The sequence below is a fragment of the Microbacterium sp. NPDC056057 genome (assembly GCF_042266945.1).
GTDB classification, from domain to species: Bacteria; Actinomycetota; Actinomycetes; order Actinomycetales; family Microbacteriaceae; genus Microbacterium; species Microbacterium trichothecenolyticum_C.
Genome location: NZ_JBHJWS010000002.1, coordinates 62,257 through 81,314, shown reverse-complemented (window position 1 = coordinate 81,314; position 19,058 = coordinate 62,257). Strand labels below are relative to the sequence as shown.

The following is a 19,058-nucleotide window of genomic DNA, read 5'->3' as shown; positions in this document are numbered from 1 at the left end:
CGATCGCTCTGCGAACGTGTCCACGCGCTCCCTCACGAGGCGCGCATCGTCTCCTCGGAGACCCCGCCGTCGGCGTGCTCGCCGTCGAGCATCCGCTGCCAGATCTGCGGGAACTCGGGCATCGTCTTGGCGGTCGTGCCGATGTCGTCGACCTCGACCCCGGGCACGGCCAGGCCGATCAGGGCGCCCGTGGTCGCCATGCGGTGGTCGTGGTACGCGTGCCAGGTTCCGCCGTGGAGAGGGCGGGGGACGATGCGGATGCCGTCGGGCAGCTCTTCGGCCTCGCCGCCGAGGCCGCGAAGCTCCGCGACGAGCGCCGCGATGCGATCGGTCTCGTGGCCGCGGATGTGACCGATGCCGTGCAGGGTCGAGGGGGAGTCCGCGAAGGCGGCGAGCGCGAAGATCGTGGGCGTCAGCTCGCCGGCGGCCGACAGATCGAGATCGACCCCCTGGATGCCGGCTCCGGCGGTCACGGTGAGCGCGCCGCCGCGGCGCACCACGCGGGCGCCCATGAGCGACAGGATCTCGGTGAGCATCGCACCGGGCTGGGTGGAGTGCGCGGGCCAGCCGGTGACCGACACCGCGCCGCCGGCCACCATGGCCGCAGCCAGGAACGGCGCCGCATTCGACAGGTCGGGCTCGATCGCCACGTCCTTGCCGCGGATCGGACCGGCCGGCACGATCCACTCGCCCACGCCCGGGCGCTCGACATGCACGCCGCGATGCCCGAGGGCTTCGACGGTCATGTCGATGTGCGGGATGCTCGGCAGCCGCTCGCCGGCATGACGCAGCTGCAGCCCGACGTCGAAGCGCGGCGCCGCGAGCAGGAGACCGGAGACGAACTGGCTCGACGCGCTGGCGTCGATCGTCACCTCGCCGCCGCGCACGTGGCCGTGCCCGCGGATGATGAAGGGGAGCGCCCAGTGGCCGCCGTCGTCGATGTCGACGCCGACGTCGCGCAGCGCCGTGATCATGGCGCCCATCGGGCGGTGCAGCGCGCTCTCGTGCGCCGTGAGCGTGACGTCGCCGCGGGCGAAGCCGCCGAGACCCGCCACGAACCGCATGACCGTGCCCGCCTGCCCGCAGTCCACGACCGTGTCGCCGTGCAGCGGCCACACCGGAGTCACCTCGATGTCGTCGCCGTACCGTCCGCTGCCTTCGACGCGTTCGATGCCGACGCCGAGCGCGCGCAGCGCGTCGATCATGCGGGCGGAGTCGTCGGAGTGCAGCGGTGCGATCAGGCGGCTCGGGGCGTCAGCGAGGGCGGCCAGGATCAGCTCGCGGTTCGTCAGCGACTTCGACCCGGGAACGGTGACCGTGGCGTGCAGTGCGCCGTCCGCGACGGGCGCGGGCCAGTGGCCGCGCTCGATCGGCGCGGAGGTCGGGGAATACGCGTCGGCTGTCATCGGGTTCTACCCTACTGAACCCGGTGGGCACGAGCCGGGAGCAACCTACTGAGCGGAGCCGGATGTTCGCCACCCTCGAGCGCCTCGATCGCGACGCGCCCCTCCTCGCCGAGCGTGACGCTCGCGTCCCAGGAAGCCTGGATCAGGCCGCCGTAGACTGGCGCGTGATGAGCGACTCGACCGACCAGGCTGCCGAGGCGGACCTCGATCAAGATCCCCGCGCGCAGTTCGAAGAGCAGGCGCTGCCCTTCATGGACCAGCTGTACGCCGCGGCCATGCGCATGACCCGCAACCCCGCCGATGCGGCGGATCTCGTGCAGGAGACCTTCGTCAAGGCGTTCGCCTCGTGGCGGACCTTCACGCAGGGCACCAACCTCAAGGCGTGGCTGTACCGCATCCTGACGAACACCTATATCAACACCTACCGCAAGAAGCAGCGTGAGCCGTACCAGGGCACGATCGACGAGCTCGAGGACTGGCAGCTCGGCGGCGCCGAGTCGACCACGGCCACGAGCACCCGCTCGGCCGAGGCCGAGGCAATCGACCACATGCCGGCGTCGGTCGTGAAGGACGCGCTGCAGTCCATCCCGGAGGACTTCCGGCTGGCGGTGTACCTCGCCGACGTCGAGGGCTTCGCCTACCAGGAGATCGCCGACATCATGAAGACCCCCATCGGCACGGTCATGAGCCGTCTGCACCGTGGCAGGCGGATGCTGCGTGAACTGCTGGCCGACTACGCGAAAGAGCGCGGCATCACCCCCGCCGCCACGAGGAGCACGAAATGACCGACTGCGGCTGTGAGAAGGCGCGGCGCGACCTGGAGGAGTACCTGCGCCACGAGGTCTGCAAGACCGAGCAGAGCGACATCGCCGAGCACCTGGCGAACTGCGAGGGCTGCCGCGACGAGGCGCTCGTCGCGACCACGCTGACCGAGGTGCTCGCCCGGGCGTGCAAGGAGAGCGCGCCCGAAGAGCTGCGCGATCAGGTGCTGGCCAAGCTGCGGGCGGTCCAGGCGGCGCACTGACGCCGCGGCCCGCGGGGTCAGCCGGCGGGCGTGAAGATCGTGAGTGCGCCCGGCGCCACGTCGACGGTCAAAGGCAGCGCACCGATCGGGTCTCCGTCGGCGTACGCCGTGACCCCCGGCGACGACAGCCGCACCGAGCGCACACGTCGCATCGCGACCTCGGGCACGCCCGCGTGGGTGCCCTTGTACACCCGCGGGAGGAGCCGCAGCAGGCGCAGCCTCCCGGCGGGACGCACGAGCACGACGTCGAGCAGGCCGTCGGCCGGGTCGGCATCGGGACAGATCGGGATGCCGCCGCCATACGTGCGCCCGTTGCCGACGGTGGCCATCACGAGGTCGCCGCCCACGTGTTCGCGCGCGCCGTCGGCGAGCTCCAGCTCGACCTCGTACGGAATGCCGGCGAGCGTCAGGAACTCGACCAGGATCGCGATGTTGTACCGCGAGCCGCCGCGCGGCCAGCGCATCGCGTTCGCGCGGTCGTTGACCTTGGAGTCGAACCCGCTCGCGAGCACCGATCCGAAGTACCGGGTCGATCCGTCCTCGCGGGTGACGCGGGCCACGTCGATCGCCCGGGTGCCGCCCGCGGCGATCGCGTCGGCCGCCGCGGTGACATCGAGCTCGCGCAGCCCCAGCGTCGCCGCGAAGTCGTTGCCGGTGCCCGACGGCACGATGCCGAGCGGGATGCCGGTGCCGGCGACCTCCTGGATCGCGAGGTTCACGGTGCCGTCGCCGCCGGCGACGACGACCGCGTCCACGCCGACCTCGATCGCGGTCCGCAGCAGCGCGGATGACTCCGCCGCGCTGCCACCGCTCAGAATCGAAGTCTGCACTCCGTGTGCGCGCAGGCGCTCGGCGGCGTGGGTCGCGGCGCCGGTGTGGGCGCCGGCGCGCGCCACGGGGTTGACGAGCAGCGCGACCTTCATGCCCGCTCCGGCGCCTCGGCGGCCGGCTCGACCAGTGCGCCGGGGTTCATGATCCCGTGCGGGTCGAGCACGCTCTTCACCGCGCGCAGCACCTCTACGCCGAGTGGTCCGATCTCGGCCTCGAGATACGGCCGATGATCGCGCCCCACGGCGTGGTGGTGGGTGATCGTGCCGTCGGCGTCGCCGATCGCGAGGGACGCGGCATCCTTCGCCGTCATCCACTGGGCCTCAGGATCGTCGGTGAGCGCGGCGACCACCGTGAAGTAGAGCGACGCGCCCGCCGGATACACGTGCGAGATGTGGCACAGCACGATGGGCTTCGTGCCCGCGGCCGCGAGACTCGCGGTGAGCGCGCCTGCGACGGCGGCCTTGAGGGCGGGCAGGTTCGCCCAGGTCGTCGCGGTCTCGAGGGTCTCGGCGAGCACGCCGACGTCCATGAGGGTGTCGCGAAGCGCGGGCGACGCGAAGCGGCCGCGCTCCCACGAGCGCGCCGGATCCTCACCGCGCGACGACGCGCCGTGCGCGCGGAAGACCGCGTCGAGCGCCTCGCGCGTCGACTCGGCCTCGGCGGACGTCGCGCCCTCGAAGGTGGCGACGGCGAGGCATCCGCGCATCCGCGTGAGGTGTCCGCCCATCGCCGCGTTCACCCGCGTCTCGGTCTCGTCGCTCAGCCGCAGGACGGTGGGACGGATGCCGCGCTGCGTGGCTTCGCGGAACGCCGACGCTCCCGCGGCGAAATCGGGGAACGACCAGGCGCGGTACGCGGTCGCCGCGGGGACCGGGCGGATGCGCACGGTCACCTCGGTGAGGACGCCGAAGGCACCCTCCGAGCCGAGGAACAGCTCGCGCAGGTCGGGGCCGGCGGCGCTCGCGGGGGAGCGCCCGAGGTCGAGGTCTCCGGCCGGAGTGGCGACGCGCAGCGCGTGGACGAGGTCGTCGAATCGGCCGTAGCCGCGCGAGGCCTGGCCGCTCGACCGCGTCGCCGCGTACCCGCCGAGGGAGGCGTACAAGAAGCTCTGCGGGAAGTGCCCGAGCGTGTAGCCGCGGGCGCCGAGCAGCTCCTCGGCCTGCGGACCGGTCGTGCCGGCGCCGAACGTCGCAAGGAGCGAGACCTCGTCGAGTGCGAGGAGCGCCGCAGTGCGGCTGAGGTCGAGGGCGATCACGGCACGCTGCGCGCCGCGCACGGGGTCCACGCCGCCCACGACCGAGGTGCCCCCGCCGAAAGGCACGACGGCGATGCCGCGCTCGCCGCACACGCGAAGCACGGCGGCGACCTCGGAGTGATCCGCGGGGGAGACCACCGCGTCCGGCGCGGCCTGCAGATCGTCGAGCCGCCGGCGCAGAAGATCGGGCGTGCTCTTGCCGCCGAGGTGCAGCAGGCGCACCGCATCGTCCTGCGTCGCGGCGTCGGCGCCGACCACGGCGGCCAGCGCCGCGAGGTCGTCGTCGGGCAGTACCGAGGGCGTGAGGACGGGCGCGGCGCGGTGCGGGACGGGATGCGCCTTGCCCGGCAGCAGCGTCGCGACGATCGCCTTCGCGGCCGCCGGCAGGCGGGCCGGCTCGGAGCCCCAGGCGTCCCAGTCGCCCCGGGGGCGGGGTGTCGGGACGGCGAGCGGACGCACCGGGTCGCTCGAGGAATCGGTGGGCACCGTCGCAGCCATGGCGACAGTATGACACATTCTGTATGGTTGTCACATGGCCGATGGAGTGCCCGATACCGAGACCGCGATCCTCGACGCCGCGCTCGCCGAGGTGCTGGCGCATGGCATCCGCCGGACGACGGCCTCCGACATCGCCCGACGCTGCGGGATCGCCCGCCAGACGCTCTATCGCTACTGGCCCGACGCGCAGGCGGTGTTCGCCGCCCTCGTGACGCGCGAGCTCGTCGCGGCGCTTCCCGCCGCGGCCGGGGAGTCCTCCGACCTCGACGAGCTGGTCGCGCTTCTCGTCGAGACCGCCGACCGCGTGCGACGTCTTCCCCTCGTCGACCGGCTCCGCGACACCGATCCCGAGCTGTTCGCCCGGTACATCCTCGATCGGCTCGGGACGAGCCAGCGGGTGATCCACGCCGAGACGGCCCGGCGCATCGCCGCGGGGCAGCGCGCCGGCTTCGTCCGCGCGGGAGACCCGGCGCAGCTGGCGGCCATGGTGCTGCTCGTCGCGCAGTCGGCGGTGCAGTCGGCGCCGCTCGTCGCCGAGTGGCTGCCCGAGAGTGCGTGGCGCGCCGAACTGGCGCACGCGCTGCGCGGCTATCTCGCACCGACCGCGGAGGGGCAGCGATGACGACGCGCATCGTGGGGCGCACGCCCGGATCGTCCGCGCTCTCGGCGGGCCGGCGCACGCGCGAGCTCGACGCGCTCGCCGACCGCGGCGAGATCGACCTGCTCGTCATCGGCGGCGGCATCACCGGCGCCGGGATCGCGTTGGATGCCGCGAGCCGGGGCCTGCGCACCGTTCTGGTCGAACGGCACGACCTCGCGCACGGCACCAGCCGCTTCAGCTCCAAGCTCGTGCACGGCGGCCTGCGGTACCTCGCGTCGGGCCAGATCGGGATCGCCCACGAGAGTGCGACGGAGCGTCACATCCTCCTCACCCGGACGGCGCCCCACCTCACGCGTGCGCTGGCGCAGGTCGTGCCGCTGCACGAGCCCGGCCACGTCGCACGCGGTGCGTACATCGGCATGGGCTACGAGCTCGGCGACGGCCTGCGCCGCGCGGTCGGGACTCCCGGGTCGCTGCTGCGGCCGCCCGGCCCGATCGGCCGCGACGCCACCCTCGCCCTCGCGCCCGCCGTTCGCGCCGAGGGTCTCCGCGGCGGAGTGCGGGGCTGGGACGGGCAGCTCATCGACGATGCCCGGCTCGTCGTCGCCGTCGCGCGGACGGCCGCCGGGTACGGGGCATCCGTCCTCACCCGTGTCGAGGCCGTCTCGGTCACCGGCCGCGAGGCGACTCTGCGCGACCTCGCGACGGGCGAGACGCTCCACGTGCACGCGCGCGCCGTCGTGAGCGCGACGGGCGTGTGGGCGGGAGAGCTCGACCACGACGTCCGCCTGCGGCCGAGCCGCGGCACGCACCTCGTGGTGTCGACGGCCCGCCTCGGCGGTTCGGATGTGTCGCTCACCGTGCTGGTCCCCGGCTCGTCGAGCCGGTTCGTGTTCACGCTGCCCGCGCAGCACGGTCGCACCTACATCGGCCTCACGGACGTGCCCGCCGACGGGCCGATCCCCGACGTCGCGCACGCGACCGAGACCGAGATCGACATGCTCCTCGGCACGGTCAACACCGTGCTGGACGAGCCCCTCGTCCGCACCGACGTGCTCTCGACCTTCGCCGGCCTTCGGCCGCTGCTCGCCGGCGCCGACGACCACGACACCAGCGACCTGTCGCGCCGTCACGCGATCATCGAGTCCTCCAGCGGCGTGCTGAGCATCGTCGGGGGCAAGCTCACGACGTACCGGCGGATGGCGGAGGACGCCGTCGACGCCGTGATCCGGCGCGACCCCGGGTTCGCCTCCCGTCCGTCGCGCACGCGTTCGATCCCGCTCGTCGGCGCGTGGCCGCGGCACCGTCTCGGCGAGATCGCCGCGGCGCCGCGTCTGGTGCGCCGGTTCGGCGCCGAGGCGCCCTACGCGGCCGCCCTGCCGACGGGTGCGGCCGCCGCGTGCGGCGTGACGGCCCAGGAGCTCCAGTGGGGGGTCTCGGTCGAGGGCGCCCTGAGCGTCGCCGACCTCCTCGACCGGCGCACCCGCCTCGGCCTCGTCGAGACCGATCGTGAGCAGTCGACGGATGCCGCCGCCGCCGCCTTCGCCCGCGCCGGTGTCGAGCCGATCGAGGCCTGAGCCGCGGCCTCTGAGGGTTGGCAGGAATCCGCTCCAGGACGGCGGCGCAGACGGGTCGGGGTGTCGCACGTCCCCGTCACACTGGAACGGTGACTCACAGCGGAACCCGCGGCGGACTCGGCGTCGTCCAGGGCACGGCGCTCTACATCGCGTCGGTGCTCGGCACCGGGCTCCTCGTGCTCCCCGGCCTCGCGGCCGACGTGGCGGGTCCGGCGTCGATCGTCTCGGTGCTGGCCGTCATCGTGCTCGCCGTGCCGCTGGCGGGCACCTTCGCCGCCCTGGCCGCGCGCTATCCCGATCCGGGAGGCGTCGCCAGCTACGTGCGTCGCGCGCTCGGTCGCACGGCCGCCCGCGCGACCGGCTACTGGTTCTACTTCGGCGTGGCCGCAGGGTTCCCGGTGCTCGCGGTCCTCGGCGCCGAGTACCTGACCGCGATCCTGCACATCGACCGCGTCGCCGTGCCCATCCTCGTGTTCGCGATCCTCATCCCGCCGTTCGCCGTCAACATGCTGGGGGTGCGGGTCGCCGGCTGGGTGCAGTTCGTCCTCACCGGCCTCCTCGTCGGCATCGTCGTCTTCGTCGTGGCCACGGCCTTCCCCGCCGTCGAGGCGTCGAGCTTCACGCCGTTCCTGCCACACGGCTGGGCGGGCGTCGGCACGGCGATCAGCCTCTTCGTCTGGGCCTTCGCGGGATGGGAGGTCGGCACGCACATCTCGGGGGAGTTCCGCGACCCGCGCCGCAGCATCCCGATCGCCACCGCCATCGCGCTCGTCGTGACCGGCCTCGCATATCTGCTGCTGCAGGTCGTGACCGTGGGTGTGCTCGGCGAGGACGCGGGCGCCGGCGCTGTTCCGCTGCTCTCGCTCGCCGAGGCGGTGGCACCCGGCTTCGGTCCGACCGCAGTCGGCGCCGTCGCCGCGATCGTGGTGCTGGGCGTGATGAACGCCTACCTCGCCGCGTTCGGCAAGCTCGGCGCGTCGCTCGCGTCGTCGGGCGATCTGCCCCGGGTGCTCGCGCCCGGTGCCGAGTCGGGCGGAGTGCCTCGCCGCGCCCTGCTGCTGACCTTCGTGATCGCGATGGTCTACTGCACGATCGCGCTCGCGACCGGCGGCGACCTGCAGACCTTCATCCTCATCCACACGAGCAACATGGTGTCGATCTACGCCGCCGGCATGATCGCGGCGACGCTGATCCTGCCGCGCTTCACGGCGGGCTGGTTCATGGCGGTCGTCGCGGCCGTGCTGTCGGTCGGCCTGCTGCTCCTGGCCGGAGCGAACCTGCTTCCCGCCGCCGCGCTCGCCCTCGCCGCGATCCTCGTGACGGTCTGGAAGCGGCTGCGGCGCTCGTCGCGGCACGCGGATGCGCCCGGCGACGAGATCGCGGCGGCGGAGGCCGCAGACCCCGGGTCCATCGTCGAGGTGAAGACGACGACGGTCCCGGCAGAACGCCGTTCGGCCCTGGACTCCTCAGCGCAGAGCTGAGTCCTCCAGGGCCGAACCGGCGGAGAGTTCCGCCTACAGCGTGAGCGCCTGCTGCATGATCGCGGCTTGCTCGGCCGCGTGCACCTTCGGCGAACCGGTCGCGGTCGACGCCGCCGACGCGCGCGAGACGCGGCTGATGGTGCGACCGTTGAGGTTCTTCACGACCTCGAGGGCGATGAAGGGCCATGCGCCCTGGTTCTCGGGCTCGTCCTGCACCCACACCAGCTCGGCGTTCGGGTACGCGTCGATGACGGCGTTGAGCTCGTCGATCGGGGCCGGGTAGTACTGCTCCAGGCGCACCAGGGCGATCTCGGGGTTCGGGTTCTTGTCGAGCTCGGCGCGCAGATCCCAGTGGATCTTGCCGGCGTGCAGCAGCACGCGCTTGACCGCCGACTTGTCGAGACCGCGGTTGTCGTCGATCACCGGCTCGAAGCGGCCGGTCAGGAAGTCCTCGACCGGGCTCGTCGCGCCCCGCAGGCGCAGCATCGCCTTCGGGGTGAAGACGATCAGCGGACGGCGCGGACGCGCGTACGCCTGGCGGCGCAGCAGGTGGAAGTACGACGCCGGGGTCGACGGGCGCGCGACGGTCATGTTGTCCTGCGCGCACATCTGCAGGTACCGCTCGATGCGCGCCGACGAGTGGTCGGGTCCCTGGCCCTCGTAGCCATGGGGGAGCAGCAGCACGACGCTCGACTGCTGGCCCCACTTCTGGTCGGCCGCCGAGATGTACTCGTCGATGACCGACTGGGCGCCATTGGCGAAGTCACCGAACTGGGCCTCCCACAGCACGAGCGAGTCGGCGCGCTCGACCGAGTAGCCGTACTCGAACGCCATGGCCGCGTACTCGCTCAGCAGCGAGTCGTAGACGTAGAAGCGCCCCTGGTCCTCGCTCAGGTTCGTGAGCGGGATCCACTCCTGGCCGTTCGCGCGATCGTGCAGCACGGCGTGGCGCTGCACGAAGGTGCCGCGACGCGAGTCCTGGCCCGCGAGACGCACGTTGGTCTTCTCGAGCAGCAGCGAGCCGAACGCCAGCAGTTCGCCGAAGCCCCAGTCGATCGAGCCGTTGCGGCTCATGTCGAGGCGCTTGTCGAGCAGCTGCTGCAGCTTGGCGTGGACGGTGAAGCCGTTGGGCTTGTTCACGAACGTGTCGCCGATGAGGGAGACGACTTCGCGCGAGACGCCGGTCGTCGCGGGCTCGCCGGCGGCCGGCTGGGCCCCCGCGTCGGGAACGAGGATGGGCGACGAGCCGGTCTCGGCCGCGTGCGTCTCGGCGAACGCGATCTCGAGGCGGTTCTGGAAGTCCTGCTTCGCCTTCTCGTACTCTTCCTCGGTGATGTCGCCGCGACCGACGAGAGCCTCGGTGTAGAGGCGGCGCACGGAGCGCTTCGCCTCGATGAGGTTCGTCATGAGGGGCTGCGTCATCGACGGGTCGTCGCCCTCGTTGTGACCGCGGCGGCGGTAGCAGACGACATCGACCACGACATCGCGGTGGAACCGCTCGCGGTAGGCGAAGGCCAGCTGCGCCACACGCGTGACGGCCTCGGGGTCGTCGCCGTTCACATGGAAGATCGGCGCCTGGATCGTCTTGGCGACGTCGGTCGCGTACACCGACGTGCGCGCATCGGTCGGTGTCGTGGTGAAGCCGACCTGGTTGTTGACGACCACGTGGACGGTGCCGCCGGTGCGGTAGCCGCGCAGCTGCGACATCTGCAGCGTCTCGACCACGACGCCCTGGCCGGAGAAGGCCGCGTCGCCGTGGACGAGGATCGGCAGCCACGTGAACGTCCCGATGGGCTTGCGATCCTGCTTCGCGCGGACGATGCCTTCGAGCACGCCGTCGACGGTCTCGAGGTGCGACGGGTTCGCGGCGAGGTACACCGGCAGCTCGGACTGGTTGTCGGCGACGAATGTGCCCTCGGTGCCGAGGTGGTACTTGACGTCGCCCGAGCCGCTCTTCGAGCCGATCGCGACGGAGCCCTCGAACTCGCGGAACACCTGGCCGTACGTCTTGCCGGCGATGTTCGTCAGCACGTTGAGGCGACCGCGGTGCGCCATGCCGATCGCGGCGCCGTCGAGGCCTGCCTGGGCCGCGCCCTGCAGGATCTCGTCGAGGAGGGGGATCAGCGACTCGCCGCCCTCGAGGCTGAAGCGCTTCTGGCCGACGTACTTCGTCTGGAGGAACGTCTCGAACGCCTCGGCCTGGTTCAGCTTGTCGAGGATGCGCAGCTGCTCGTCGTGGCCGGGCTTCTGGTACTTGACCTCGACGTTCTCCTGGAACCACGCGCGCTGCGTCGGGTCCTGGATGTGCATGTACTCGATGCCGATGGTGCGGCAGTACGAGTCGCGGAGCACGCCGAGGATGTCGCGGAGCTTCATCTGGCGCTTGCCGCCGAAGCCGCCGGTGACGAACTCGCGGTCGAGGTCCCAGAACGTGAGTCCGTGCTGCTCGATCTCGAGGTCGGGGTGCGTGCGCTGCATGTACTGGAGCGGGTCGATGTCGGCCATGAGGTGGCCGCGCACCCGGAACGAGTTGATGAGCTCCTGCACACGCGCGGTCTTGTCGACGCGCTCGGCGAGGTCGACGTTGATGTCGGACGCCCAGTGGATCGGCGCGTACGGGATGCGCAGCGCGGCGAAGATGTCCTCGTAGAAGCTGCGCTGCCCGATGAGCAGCTCGTGCACCTTCTTGAGGAACTCGCCTGACCCGGCACCCTGGATGACGCGGTGGTCGTAGGTGCTCGTCAGCGTGATCGTCTTGCCGATCGCCAGCTCGTTGAGCGTCTTGTCGCTCGCGCCCTGGAACTCTGCCGGGTACTCGAGGGCGCCCGCGCCGACGATGCAGCCCTGGCCCTTCATCAGACGCGGCACCGAGTGCACCGTGCCGATGCCGCCGGGGTTGGTCAGTGAGATCGTGGTGCCCTGGAAGTCGGCCGCGGTGAGCTTGTTGCCGCGTGCACGCGAGACCAGGTCCTCGTAGGTCGTGAGGTACTCGTTGAACGTCAGCTGCTCGGCGCGCTTGATGCTCGGAACGAGGAGAGCGCGGGTGCCGTCGGGCTTCGGGAGGTCGATCGCGATGCCGAGGTTGATGTGCGCGGGCGCGACGAGAGACGGCTTGCCGTCGATCTCGGCGTAGAACACGTTCTGGCTCGGGAACTCCTTGAGCGCCTGGATGATCGCCCACCCGATGAGGTGCGTGAAGCTCACCTTGCCGCCGCGCGTGCGCGACATGTGGTTGTTGATGACGATGCGATTGTCGATCATCAGCTTCGCCGGCACCGTCCGGACGCTCGTCGCCGTCGGGACGGTCAGCGACTCGTCCATGTTGGCGGCGAGGGTCTTCGGCATGCCGCGCAGCGTCGTGACGACATCGGCATCGGCCTCGCCGTCGGCTGCCGACGGCTGTGCCTTCGGCGCCTGCGCCGGGATCGGCTGCGGCGCGGCCGGGCGCGCGGTGGTGCGCGCCACGGGCTGCGTGCCGATCACCGGGATCGGCGCCGTCACCGGACGAGGCTCGGATGCCGCCGCCGGGGGCGCGGCCGCCGCGGGGGCGGTCGCCGGGGGCGCAGCCTCCGAGGGCGCGGCCGCCGCGGCCGTGGCCTGGGTCGGTGCTGCTCCGTCGACGGGGTGGTAGGCCTCGAGAACGGGCCACCACGCCTTGTCGACGGAGTTCCGGTCGATCTTGAACTGTTCGTACAGCTCCTCGACGAGCCACTCGTTGGCTCCGAACTCTCCCTCGTTCGAAACCCCGACGCCCGTCACCTGGCTCGACACGCTGAATCGCCTGCTTTCATCGGTGAAGTTCTGGGATGCGCGGGGGGCGCGAAACGCCCTCACACACGACGGTTAAGCCTAGCCCAGTCTGCGCGGGAGGTTCCGGCCCTCTGGGGTCGCGAACCTGAAAGAACCCGCATGATTATCCGCACAGGAACTGTCACTAACCTTGGCGGTCATGGAGTTCTACGGCGAAACACCCGACGTCGACCTGACCTACTCTGACGTCTTCCTCGTCCCGCGGCGCTCGGCCATCGCGAGCCGACTCGATGTCGACCTCGCTCCGGGCGACGGCACGACGGCCACCCTCCCGCTCGTCTCGGCGAACATGAACTCGGTCACGGGTGCGCGCCTCGCGGCCACGCTGGCGCGTCGCGGCGGCCTCGGAGTCCTCCCGCAGGACATGCCGCTGCAGGAGCTCGACGCCGCGATCCGCTGGGTCAAGGCGCAGCCGGTCGCGTGGGACACCCCGCTCGTGCTGCCGCCCGATGCGACCGTCGCCGACGCGGCGCGGCTGCTCCCCGCCACCGAGGGGCACGGCATCGTCGTCGCCGACGCCTCGTCCGGTCACGTCGACGCCGACGAGATCCTCGGCATCGTCCCGGCGACCCGGCTCGGCACCGCCCTGCCCGACGCACGCCTGGGCGACCTCGCGCGTGGGCGCGCAGCATCCGTCGATGCCGATGACATCGAAAGCGCGCGCCACGCGTTCGACGTCATCGTCGCCGCCGAAGCCGAGACCGTGTGCGTGCTGCACCACGGACACCTCGTCGGCACCCTCTCTCGCCGCAGCGCACTGCGCTCGACGCTGTACTGCCCGGCCGTCGACGCGTCGGGCCGCCTCATCGTCGCCGCGGCGGTCGGCATCAACGGCGACGTCGCGTCGAAGGCGAAGGCCCTCGCCGGCGCAGGTGTCGACGTCCTCGTCGTCGACACCGCCCACGGGCACCAGGAGGGCATGCTGCGGGCTCTGCGGACCGTCGCCGACCTCGACCTCGGCATCCCCATCGCCGCGGGCAACATCGTCAGCGCCGAGGGCGTGCACGACCTCGTCACCTCCGGCGCCACCATCCTCAAGGTCGGCGTAGGCCCCGGCGCCATGTGCACCACGCGCATGATGACCGCCGTCGGCCGTCCGCAGTTCTCCGCCGTCCTGGAGACGGCCGAGGCCGCCCGCATCATGGGTGCGCACGTGTGGGCGGACGGCGGCGTGCGCTACCCGCGCGACGTCGCGCTGGCGCTGGCGGCGGGTGCGGCATCCGTCATGATCGGCTCGTGGTTCGCGGGGACCATCGAGGCGCCCGGCGAGCTGCAGATCGACGACGCCGGCCGGGCCTACAAGGAATCCTGGGGCATGGCCTCGACGAAGGCCGTGCACGAGCGCTTCGGGCGCCTCGATCCGTACGAGCTCGCGCGCAAGGAGCTCTTCGCCGAGGGCATCTCGTCGTCGAAGATCTACCTCGACCCGCTTCGCCCCGGCCTGGAGGACCTGCTCGACATGATCACGTCGGGCGTGCGGTCCTCCTTCACGTACGCAGGCGCCTCGACGGTCGCCGAGTTCCACGACCGCGCGCGCGTCGGCCTCCAGTCGGCGGCCGGTTACGAAGAGGGCAAGGCTCTGCCGGTCAGCTGGTGAGGATGTTCCGGATGCTGCGGCCCGCGGCATCCTGGATCCCGCGACTTATGCGCGGCGCGGTTGCCCGCGAACGGCTCCGCGCTGCCGGGATCGACATCCGCTGTTCATCTCGCAGCGGTCCCTTGCTGTGCGCGGTCGAGATCGGCAAGCGCTGTGGTCCGGTTCGGGCGCTCAGGCCGATTTCTACAGCGCAATGCGGGAGGACCAGGTCGAAGGACGCCGACGGCGTCATGGTCGTTGTTGGGAGCTCGGCAGCCCGTCGGCAGTCAGGATGTCGTACACCTGCCGCGGGTCGTCGAAGTCAGTGGCCTCCAGTCGGGAGAAGCCGCGGACCTCTCGGCGGATCTCGTTCTCGCGGTTCTTCTCGTCGATCACGATCTCGTCCGGATCGCGGTGGTCGCCGAATTCGGGGCTGAGATACTTGCCGCGGCCATCGATCTCGAGCCAGTGGTCGAACTCGGGGAAGTAGCGATCGCCGAACACGAGGCGCCCGCTGCGGAGCACTCGCCGCTCCTGCGAGCGTGATTCGGGGAAGCCGAGTCGGCGCAGCACGTGGGCAGCCTGCGTTTCGCGAGGGTTCGCCGCCCCGGTGTCGGCGAACGCGAGGACGCGGCGGGCCCGCACGTCGCCCCGCCGCCGCGGCTCGCTGCTGAGGAGCCGGATCAGTTCGTCGATCGTCGTGAGTGGCCCGCCCTCGCGGCCGATCCAGACCGCCTGGTCGACGGCGGCCGCCGCGACGAGGAACGGGGCCACGCGGGCGAGGTCGAGCGCCGTCTGTGCGGGCGTGGTGAGTTCGTGCCGCCCGAAGGGGGCTCGTTGGACCCCTTCGAGACCGAGCGCGTGCCGCCTGACCGCCCCACCGGATCGGCCGCCGGTCGCGCGTTCGATCATCACGTCCACCTGTCTCGGCCACCGTCCGAGGATGTCGATCCCGTGCTCGGCAGCAGCTGCGAAGTGCGACAGCACCGCACCAGGTTCGAGTCGGCGCGCGACCTCCGAAACGACGATGCGATGTCGTTCGAGAGGGCGGAGCCTGCGCCATTCGACGCTCAACACATAAGAACCCGCTGTCACCCGGGTCCACTCGCCCGATGCCAGGTTCTTGCGAATCCGACGGTCGTCAGCGAGGTCGAACTGATCGCGCCGGCGGAGGATCGCGATATCGGGCGTGATTCGTGGCTGTGTGGTGGACGTCACTGTCCCACGGTGGTCGCGGCGGCGCCTGGTGGAGGGCGATGCGGCCGCTTCGGTGGAAACCGAGACGCGACGCTCATCTGGGGAGAAGTCGCGGGTCGCGTCGGCGGCGTGGTGCGCAGTGACGGAACGGCCGCGCCGAGCTGCGATGCCCGCGCGGTCCTGATCGGCATCCGCTGCCGGTTCGGCCTACCCCAGTGGTTGCGCGCTGTCGAAATCGTCGTGAGCTGTCGTGCTGTTGTGGCGCGAACGCCGATTTCGGCAGCGTCACCGATCAAGACGAGCGAGAGCAACCGCGGAGATGACGGATGCTGCGGCCCGCGGCATCCGTGATGCCGCAGGCTCTGTCAGCGCAGGCGGGCGAGCGCCCGCTCGTGGACGGCCGGGTCGGAGTCCATTCCGGCCGGTGACTCGGGTGCGTACACGACGAGCTCGGTGAAGCCGAGTGCCGTGGCGTGCTCGGCGGCCGCGAGGTACGCGTCGACGCTGGTCGTGGGGCGCACGCGGCCGAATCCCAGCAGCAGCGAGCGACGCACGGCCGACGGATCCCGGTCAGCGGTCCGGCACGCCTCGTCGAATCCCCGCGCCTGCTGTGCAAGCAGCGCCCAGTACTCCTCGGGGTCGAGCTGTGTCGACCCGGGGCCGCCGTACGAGTTCCAGGTGTCCGCGTACGCGGCGGCGAGCGCGAGCGCGCGGGGTCCGTGGGCGGCGAGCAGGAGCTCCGGGCGGGCGACCCCCTCGGGTGCCGGCAGGGTCTCGAGGCCCCGGAACGACGTCGTGCGACCTTCCCAGTCGGTCGTCCCGTCGAGCACCGCCAGGTAGCCCCGCACCACGTCCGCGAAGCGCGCCGACATCTCGGCAGGGCTCTCGCGGGTGCCGTGGTCGGCCAGCGCGCACGTCGGCGCACCCATGCCGAGCCCGAGGACGAGACGACCGCCCGAGATGTCCTGCACGGTCATCGCGACGCGGGCGAGCGTGACCGGCGTACGGAACACAGCTGAGGCCACGAGCGTGCCGAGCCGGATGCGCTCGGTGACGGCCGCCGCGGCCGTGAGCGTGGTGAAGGCCTCGCTCAGCCACATGCCCGGCGCCGTCGCGTGGGTGAGGTGGTCGTAGGCGTAGACGACGTCGTAGCCGACCTGCTCGGCCCAGCGGTACCACTGCTCCTGTTCGCGCCACGATCCGACCGGGGGAATCACGAGGCTCATCCTGTCCAGTGCCATGGCGCCATGCTGGCACCGATCCCCAGGATCGCGCGGGATGCCTGCCGTAGACTTGTCGGCACGATGGACGACCCTCCTCCTTGTAGACCCTCGCCCCACCGACCCTCCACCCCGATGAATGGGGGTGATGCGTGATGGATTACGTCATGTTGGGCGTGGGGCTTCTTCTCACAATCGGCACCGGCCTGTTCGTCGCGAGTGAGTTCGCGCTCGTGAACCTCGACCGGGCGGACCTCGAGTCCCGCCAGGCGGCCGGTGAAACCCGGCTCTCGCTGACGATCAGCGCGCTGCGCATCACCTCGACCCACCTGTCCAGCGCGCAGCTCGGCATCACCCTGACCACACTGCTCACCGGCTACACGATGGAGCCGGCGATCTCGAACCTGCTCGCGCCGGTGTTCGACGCGTGGGGCATCCCGAGCGGCGTGTCACGCCCGCTCGCCGCCATCATCGGCGTCTCGATCGCGACCGTCTTCTCGATGATCATCGGCGAGCTCGTGCCCAAGAACTTCGCGCTGGCGGTCCCACGTCAGACCGCCAAGCTCGTCATGCCGTTCCAGGTGGCGTTCACGACGGTGTTCCGCCCCGCGATCGTCGTGCTCAACGGCAGCGCCAACGGCGTGCTGCGCTCCGTCGGCATCGAGCCGAAGGAGGAGCTCTCCGGCGCCCGCACCGCCGAGGAGCTCTCGAGCCTCGTCCGCCGCTCGGCGAGCGCCGGCGTGCTCGAGGAGGACACCGCGTCGCTCCTTGACCGCAGCCTCACGTTCGCGCGGCTCTCGGCGGCCGACGTCATGACGCCGCGCCCGAGCATCCACGCCCTCGCGGCCGACGACTCCGCGGAGGACGTCATCCAGCTCGCCCGGCGCACCGGCCACAGCCGGTTCCCCGTCTATGGCGAGGACATGGACGACATCACCGGCATCGTGCACCTGAAGGCCGCGGTCGGCGTTCCCCGTGAGCGTCGGGCCGACGTGCCCGCCGCCGCGCTCGCGACCGAACCGCTGCGCTACCCCGAGGCGGTCCACCTCGACGTGCTGGTCGCCGAGCTGCGCGCCCGCGGGTACCAGATGGCCGTCGTCGTCGACGAGTACGGCGGCACGGCCGGCGTCGTCACCCTCGAGGACCTCGTCGAGGAGATCGTCGGCGAGGTGCTCGACGAGCACGACCGCCGTCGCGCGGGCATCGTCCGGGTGGAGGACACCGTCATCTTCCCCGGCGAGCTCCGCCCCGACGAGGTGCGCGACCGCACCGGCATCCGCATCCCCGAGGGCGACGTCTACGACACCGTCGGCGGGTACATCATGAGCGTGCTCGAGCGCATCCCGGTCGTCGGCGACAGCGTCGAGATCGAGGACGGCACCATCGAGGTGCAGCGCATGGAGGGCCGCCGCGTCGACCGCGTGAGGTTCACCCCCACGCCGATGCCCCATGAGGACGCGAACGAGGGGGGTGATCGTCGATGAGCGACTGGGCTGGAATCGCCTGGCTGGTGGTGCTCCTCATCGCCAACGCCTTCTTCGTCGGCGCCGAGTTCGCCGTCATCTCGGCACGCCGCTCGCAGATCGAGCCGCTCGCCGAGAAGGGATCGCGCGCGGCCAAGACCGCGCTGTACGCGATGGAGCACGCGACGCTCATGCTGGCGACGAGCCAGCTCGGCATCACGATCTGCTCGCTGCTGATCCTGAACGTGTCGGAGCCCGCCATCCACCACCTGCTGGCCGAGCCCCTGGGGCTCACCGGCTGGTCGGAGGCCGTCGTCGACGGCGTCGCCTTCGCGGTGGCGCTCATTGTGGTGTCGTACCTGCACGTCGTGTTCGGCGAGATGGTGCCGAAGAACCTCGCGTTCTCGGTGCCCGATCGCGCGGTGCTGATGCTCGCGACGCCCCTGGTGTGGGTGTCGAAGATCTTCCACCCGGTGATCGTGACCCTGAACTGGATCGCCAACCACATCGTGCGTCTGTTCGGCGTCGAGCCGAAGGACGAGGCCGCCTCGACCTTCACGCTCGAAGAGGTCGCCACGATCGTCAATCAGTCCCGCATCGAGGGCGTGCTCGACGATGCGTCGGGCACGGTGGCCGCGGCCGTCGAGTTCACCGACAAGAAGGCGGCAGATGTCGCGGTGCCGCTGTCGCAGCTGGTGACGCTCCCGGTGGTCACGACGCCCGACGAGATCGAGCGCGCGGTCGCCAAGCACGGCTTCTCGCGTTACGTGATCGTCGATGAGACGGGCCTGCCGCTCGGCTACGTCCACCTGAAGGACATCCTCCGGGCGGCGGAGGGACCGGATGCCGCGACCGACGTGGCGCTCCCGATCGCGACGAAGCGCATCCACCACATGGTGCCGGTGCTGGAGTCGACCGACCTGGAGGACGTGCTCGCCGTGATGCGCCGCGCCGGACGCCACCTCGCGCAGGTGCGCAACGAGGTCGGTGAGATCACCGCGGTGCTGTTCCTCGAGGACATCATCGAGGAGCTCATCGGCGAGGTGCAGGACGCCACACGCCGACGCGGCTTCTGACGAACGAGATGAGCGGATGCTGCGGCCCGGGGCCGCAGCATCC

14 protein-coding genes are annotated in these 19,058 nt (G+C 71.3%); 8 read left to right on the top strand and 6 right to left on the bottom strand.

The annotated features are described in order from the left end of the window. Positions 1-32: 32 nt before the first annotated feature. Positions 33-1,406 carry a 3-phosphoshikimate 1-carboxyvinyltransferase gene (aroA, locus tag ACFC1K_RS08240; RefSeq protein ID WP_375871231.1) on the bottom strand — a complete coding sequence of 458 codons (1,374 nt, stop codon included), beginning with the start codon at positions 1,404-1,406 and terminating at the stop codon, positions 33-35. Positions 1,407-1,468: 62 nt separating this feature from the next. Between aroA and ACFC1K_RS08235 the strand changes: the two genes are divergently transcribed. Both ACFC1K_RS08235 and ACFC1K_RS08230 read left to right on the top strand, forming a co-directional pair. Then, positions 1,469-2,191, top strand: coding sequence for a sigma-70 family RNA polymerase sigma factor (locus ACFC1K_RS08235; RefSeq protein ID WP_375871230.1), 723 nt, complete (start codon positions 1,469-1,471; stop codon positions 2,189-2,191). Beyond that, the gene (locus ACFC1K_RS08230) at positions 2,188-2,430 is read left to right on the top strand and encodes a zf-HC2 domain-containing protein (RefSeq protein WP_045297433.1); all 243 of its coding nucleotides are present in this window, start codon (positions 2,188-2,190) and stop codon (positions 2,428-2,430) included. The genes ACFC1K_RS08235 and ACFC1K_RS08230 overlap by 4 nt, the downstream gene beginning before the upstream one ends. Before the next feature lie 17 nt (positions 2,431-2,447). On the opposite strand, the gene ACFC1K_RS08225 is transcribed toward ACFC1K_RS08230, so the two are convergent. Beyond that, on the bottom strand, positions 2,448-3,353 hold the full coding sequence (locus ACFC1K_RS08225; protein ID WP_375871229.1) for a diacylglycerol kinase: 906 nt from the start codon (positions 3,351-3,353) through the stop codon (positions 2,448-2,450). Then, positions 3,350-5,014 (bottom strand): FAD-binding oxidoreductase, encoded by a 1,665-nt coding sequence (locus ACFC1K_RS08220; protein ID WP_375871228.1) that lies wholly within the window; start codon positions 5,012-5,014, stop codon positions 3,350-3,352. Before ACFC1K_RS08220 ends, ACFC1K_RS08225 begins: the two co-directional genes overlap by 4 nt. Positions 5,015-5,048: 34 nt before the next feature. On the opposite strand from ACFC1K_RS08220, the gene ACFC1K_RS08215 reads away from it, so the two are divergent. The 3 genes from ACFC1K_RS08215 to ACFC1K_RS08205 all read left to right on the top strand — a co-directional run bounded on the left by ACFC1K_RS08215 (position 5,049) and on the right by ACFC1K_RS08205 (position 8,673). Next, positions 5,049-5,636: a TetR/AcrR family transcriptional regulator gene (locus ACFC1K_RS08215; protein ID WP_375871227.1), complete on the top strand. Its 588-nt coding sequence runs from the start codon at positions 5,049-5,051 to the stop codon at positions 5,634-5,636. Beyond that, positions 5,633-7,192 (top strand): glycerol-3-phosphate dehydrogenase/oxidase, encoded by a 1,560-nt coding sequence (locus ACFC1K_RS08210; protein WP_375871226.1) that lies wholly within the window; start codon positions 5,633-5,635, stop codon positions 7,190-7,192. Before ACFC1K_RS08215 ends, ACFC1K_RS08210 begins: the two co-directional genes overlap by 4 nt. Positions 7,193-7,281: 89 nt before the next feature. After that, positions 7,282-8,673 (top strand): APC family permease, encoded by a 1,392-nt coding sequence (locus ACFC1K_RS08205; protein ID WP_375871225.1) that lies wholly within the window; start codon positions 7,282-7,284, stop codon positions 8,671-8,673. Between the two features lie 33 nt (positions 8,674-8,706). Here the strand turns inward: ACFC1K_RS08205 and ACFC1K_RS08200 are convergent, their stop codons facing one another. Continuing rightward, a complete protein-coding gene (locus tag ACFC1K_RS08200; protein ID WP_375871224.1) occupies positions 8,707-12,444 on the bottom strand; it encodes a multifunctional oxoglutarate decarboxylase/oxoglutarate dehydrogenase thiamine pyrophosphate-binding subunit/dihydrolipoyllysine-residue succinyltransferase subunit in 3,738 nt (1,245 codons plus the stop codon). A gap of 178 nt (positions 12,445-12,622) precedes the next feature. Between ACFC1K_RS08200 and ACFC1K_RS08195 the strand changes: the two genes are divergently transcribed. Further along, the gene (locus ACFC1K_RS08195) at positions 12,623-14,080 is read left to right on the top strand and encodes a GuaB1 family IMP dehydrogenase-related protein (protein WP_375871223.1); all 1,458 of its coding nucleotides are present in this window, start codon (positions 12,623-12,625) and stop codon (positions 14,078-14,080) included. Between the two features lie 228 nt (positions 14,081-14,308). Here the strand turns inward: ACFC1K_RS08195 and ACFC1K_RS08190 are convergent, their stop codons facing one another. Both ACFC1K_RS08190 and ACFC1K_RS08185 read right to left on the bottom strand, forming a co-directional pair. Beyond that, on the bottom strand, positions 14,309-15,277 hold the full coding sequence (locus tag ACFC1K_RS08190; RefSeq protein WP_375871222.1) for a hypothetical protein: 969 nt from the start codon (positions 15,275-15,277) through the stop codon (positions 14,309-14,311). Between the two features lie 344 nt (positions 15,278-15,621). Beyond that, positions 15,622-16,497, bottom strand: a complete 876-nt coding sequence (locus tag ACFC1K_RS08185; RefSeq protein WP_375871221.1) for an LLM class flavin-dependent oxidoreductase — start codon at positions 16,495-16,497, stop codon at positions 15,622-15,624. A gap of 134 nt (positions 16,498-16,631) precedes the next feature. On the opposite strand from ACFC1K_RS08185, the gene ACFC1K_RS08180 reads away from it, so the two are divergent. Together ACFC1K_RS08180 and ACFC1K_RS08175 are read left to right on the top strand one after the other, a co-directional pair. Then, positions 16,632-17,960: a hemolysin family protein gene (locus ACFC1K_RS08180; protein ID WP_375871220.1), complete on the top strand. Its 1,329-nt coding sequence runs from the start codon at positions 16,632-16,634 to the stop codon at positions 17,958-17,960. Continuing rightward, a complete protein-coding gene (locus ACFC1K_RS08175; RefSeq protein ID WP_375871219.1) occupies positions 17,957-19,015 on the top strand; it encodes a hemolysin family protein in 1,059 nt (352 codons plus the stop codon). Before ACFC1K_RS08180 ends, ACFC1K_RS08175 begins: the two co-directional genes overlap by 4 nt. Positions 19,016-19,058 lie beyond the last annotated feature (43 nt).

Coding starts and splice junctions, on each gene's coding strand:
- aroA (WP_375871231.1), bottom strand. CDS start 1,406: ATGACAGCCGACGCGTATTCCCCGACCTCCGCGCCGATCGAGCGCGGC.
- ACFC1K_RS08235 (WP_375871230.1), top strand. CDS start 1,469: ATGTTCGCCACCCTCGAGCGCCTCGATCGCGACGCGCCCCTCCTCGCC.
- ACFC1K_RS08230 (WP_045297433.1), top strand. CDS start 2,188: ATGACCGACTGCGGCTGTGAGAAGGCGCGGCGCGACCTGGAGGAGTAC.
- ACFC1K_RS08225 (WP_375871229.1), bottom strand. CDS start 3,353: ATGAAGGTCGCGCTGCTCGTCAACCCCGTGGCGCGCGCCGGCGCCCAC.
- ACFC1K_RS08220 (WP_375871228.1), bottom strand. CDS start 5,014: ATGGCTGCGACGGTGCCCACCGATTCCTCGAGCGACCCGGTGCGTCCG.
- ACFC1K_RS08215 (WP_375871227.1), top strand. CDS start 5,049: ATGGCCGATGGAGTGCCCGATACCGAGACCGCGATCCTCGACGCCGCG.
- ACFC1K_RS08210 (WP_375871226.1), top strand. CDS start 5,633: ATGACGACGCGCATCGTGGGGCGCACGCCCGGATCGTCCGCGCTCTCG.
- ACFC1K_RS08195 (WP_375871223.1), top strand. CDS start 12,623: ATGGAGTTCTACGGCGAAACACCCGACGTCGACCTGACCTACTCTGAC.
- ACFC1K_RS08185 (WP_375871221.1), bottom strand. CDS start 16,497: ATGGCACTGGACAGGATGAGCCTCGTGATTCCCCCGGTCGGATCGTGG.
- ACFC1K_RS08180 (WP_375871220.1), top strand. CDS start 16,632: ATGGATTACGTCATGTTGGGCGTGGGGCTTCTTCTCACAATCGGCACC.
- ACFC1K_RS08175 (WP_375871219.1), top strand. CDS start 17,957: ATGAGCGACTGGGCTGGAATCGCCTGGCTGGTGGTGCTCCTCATCGCC.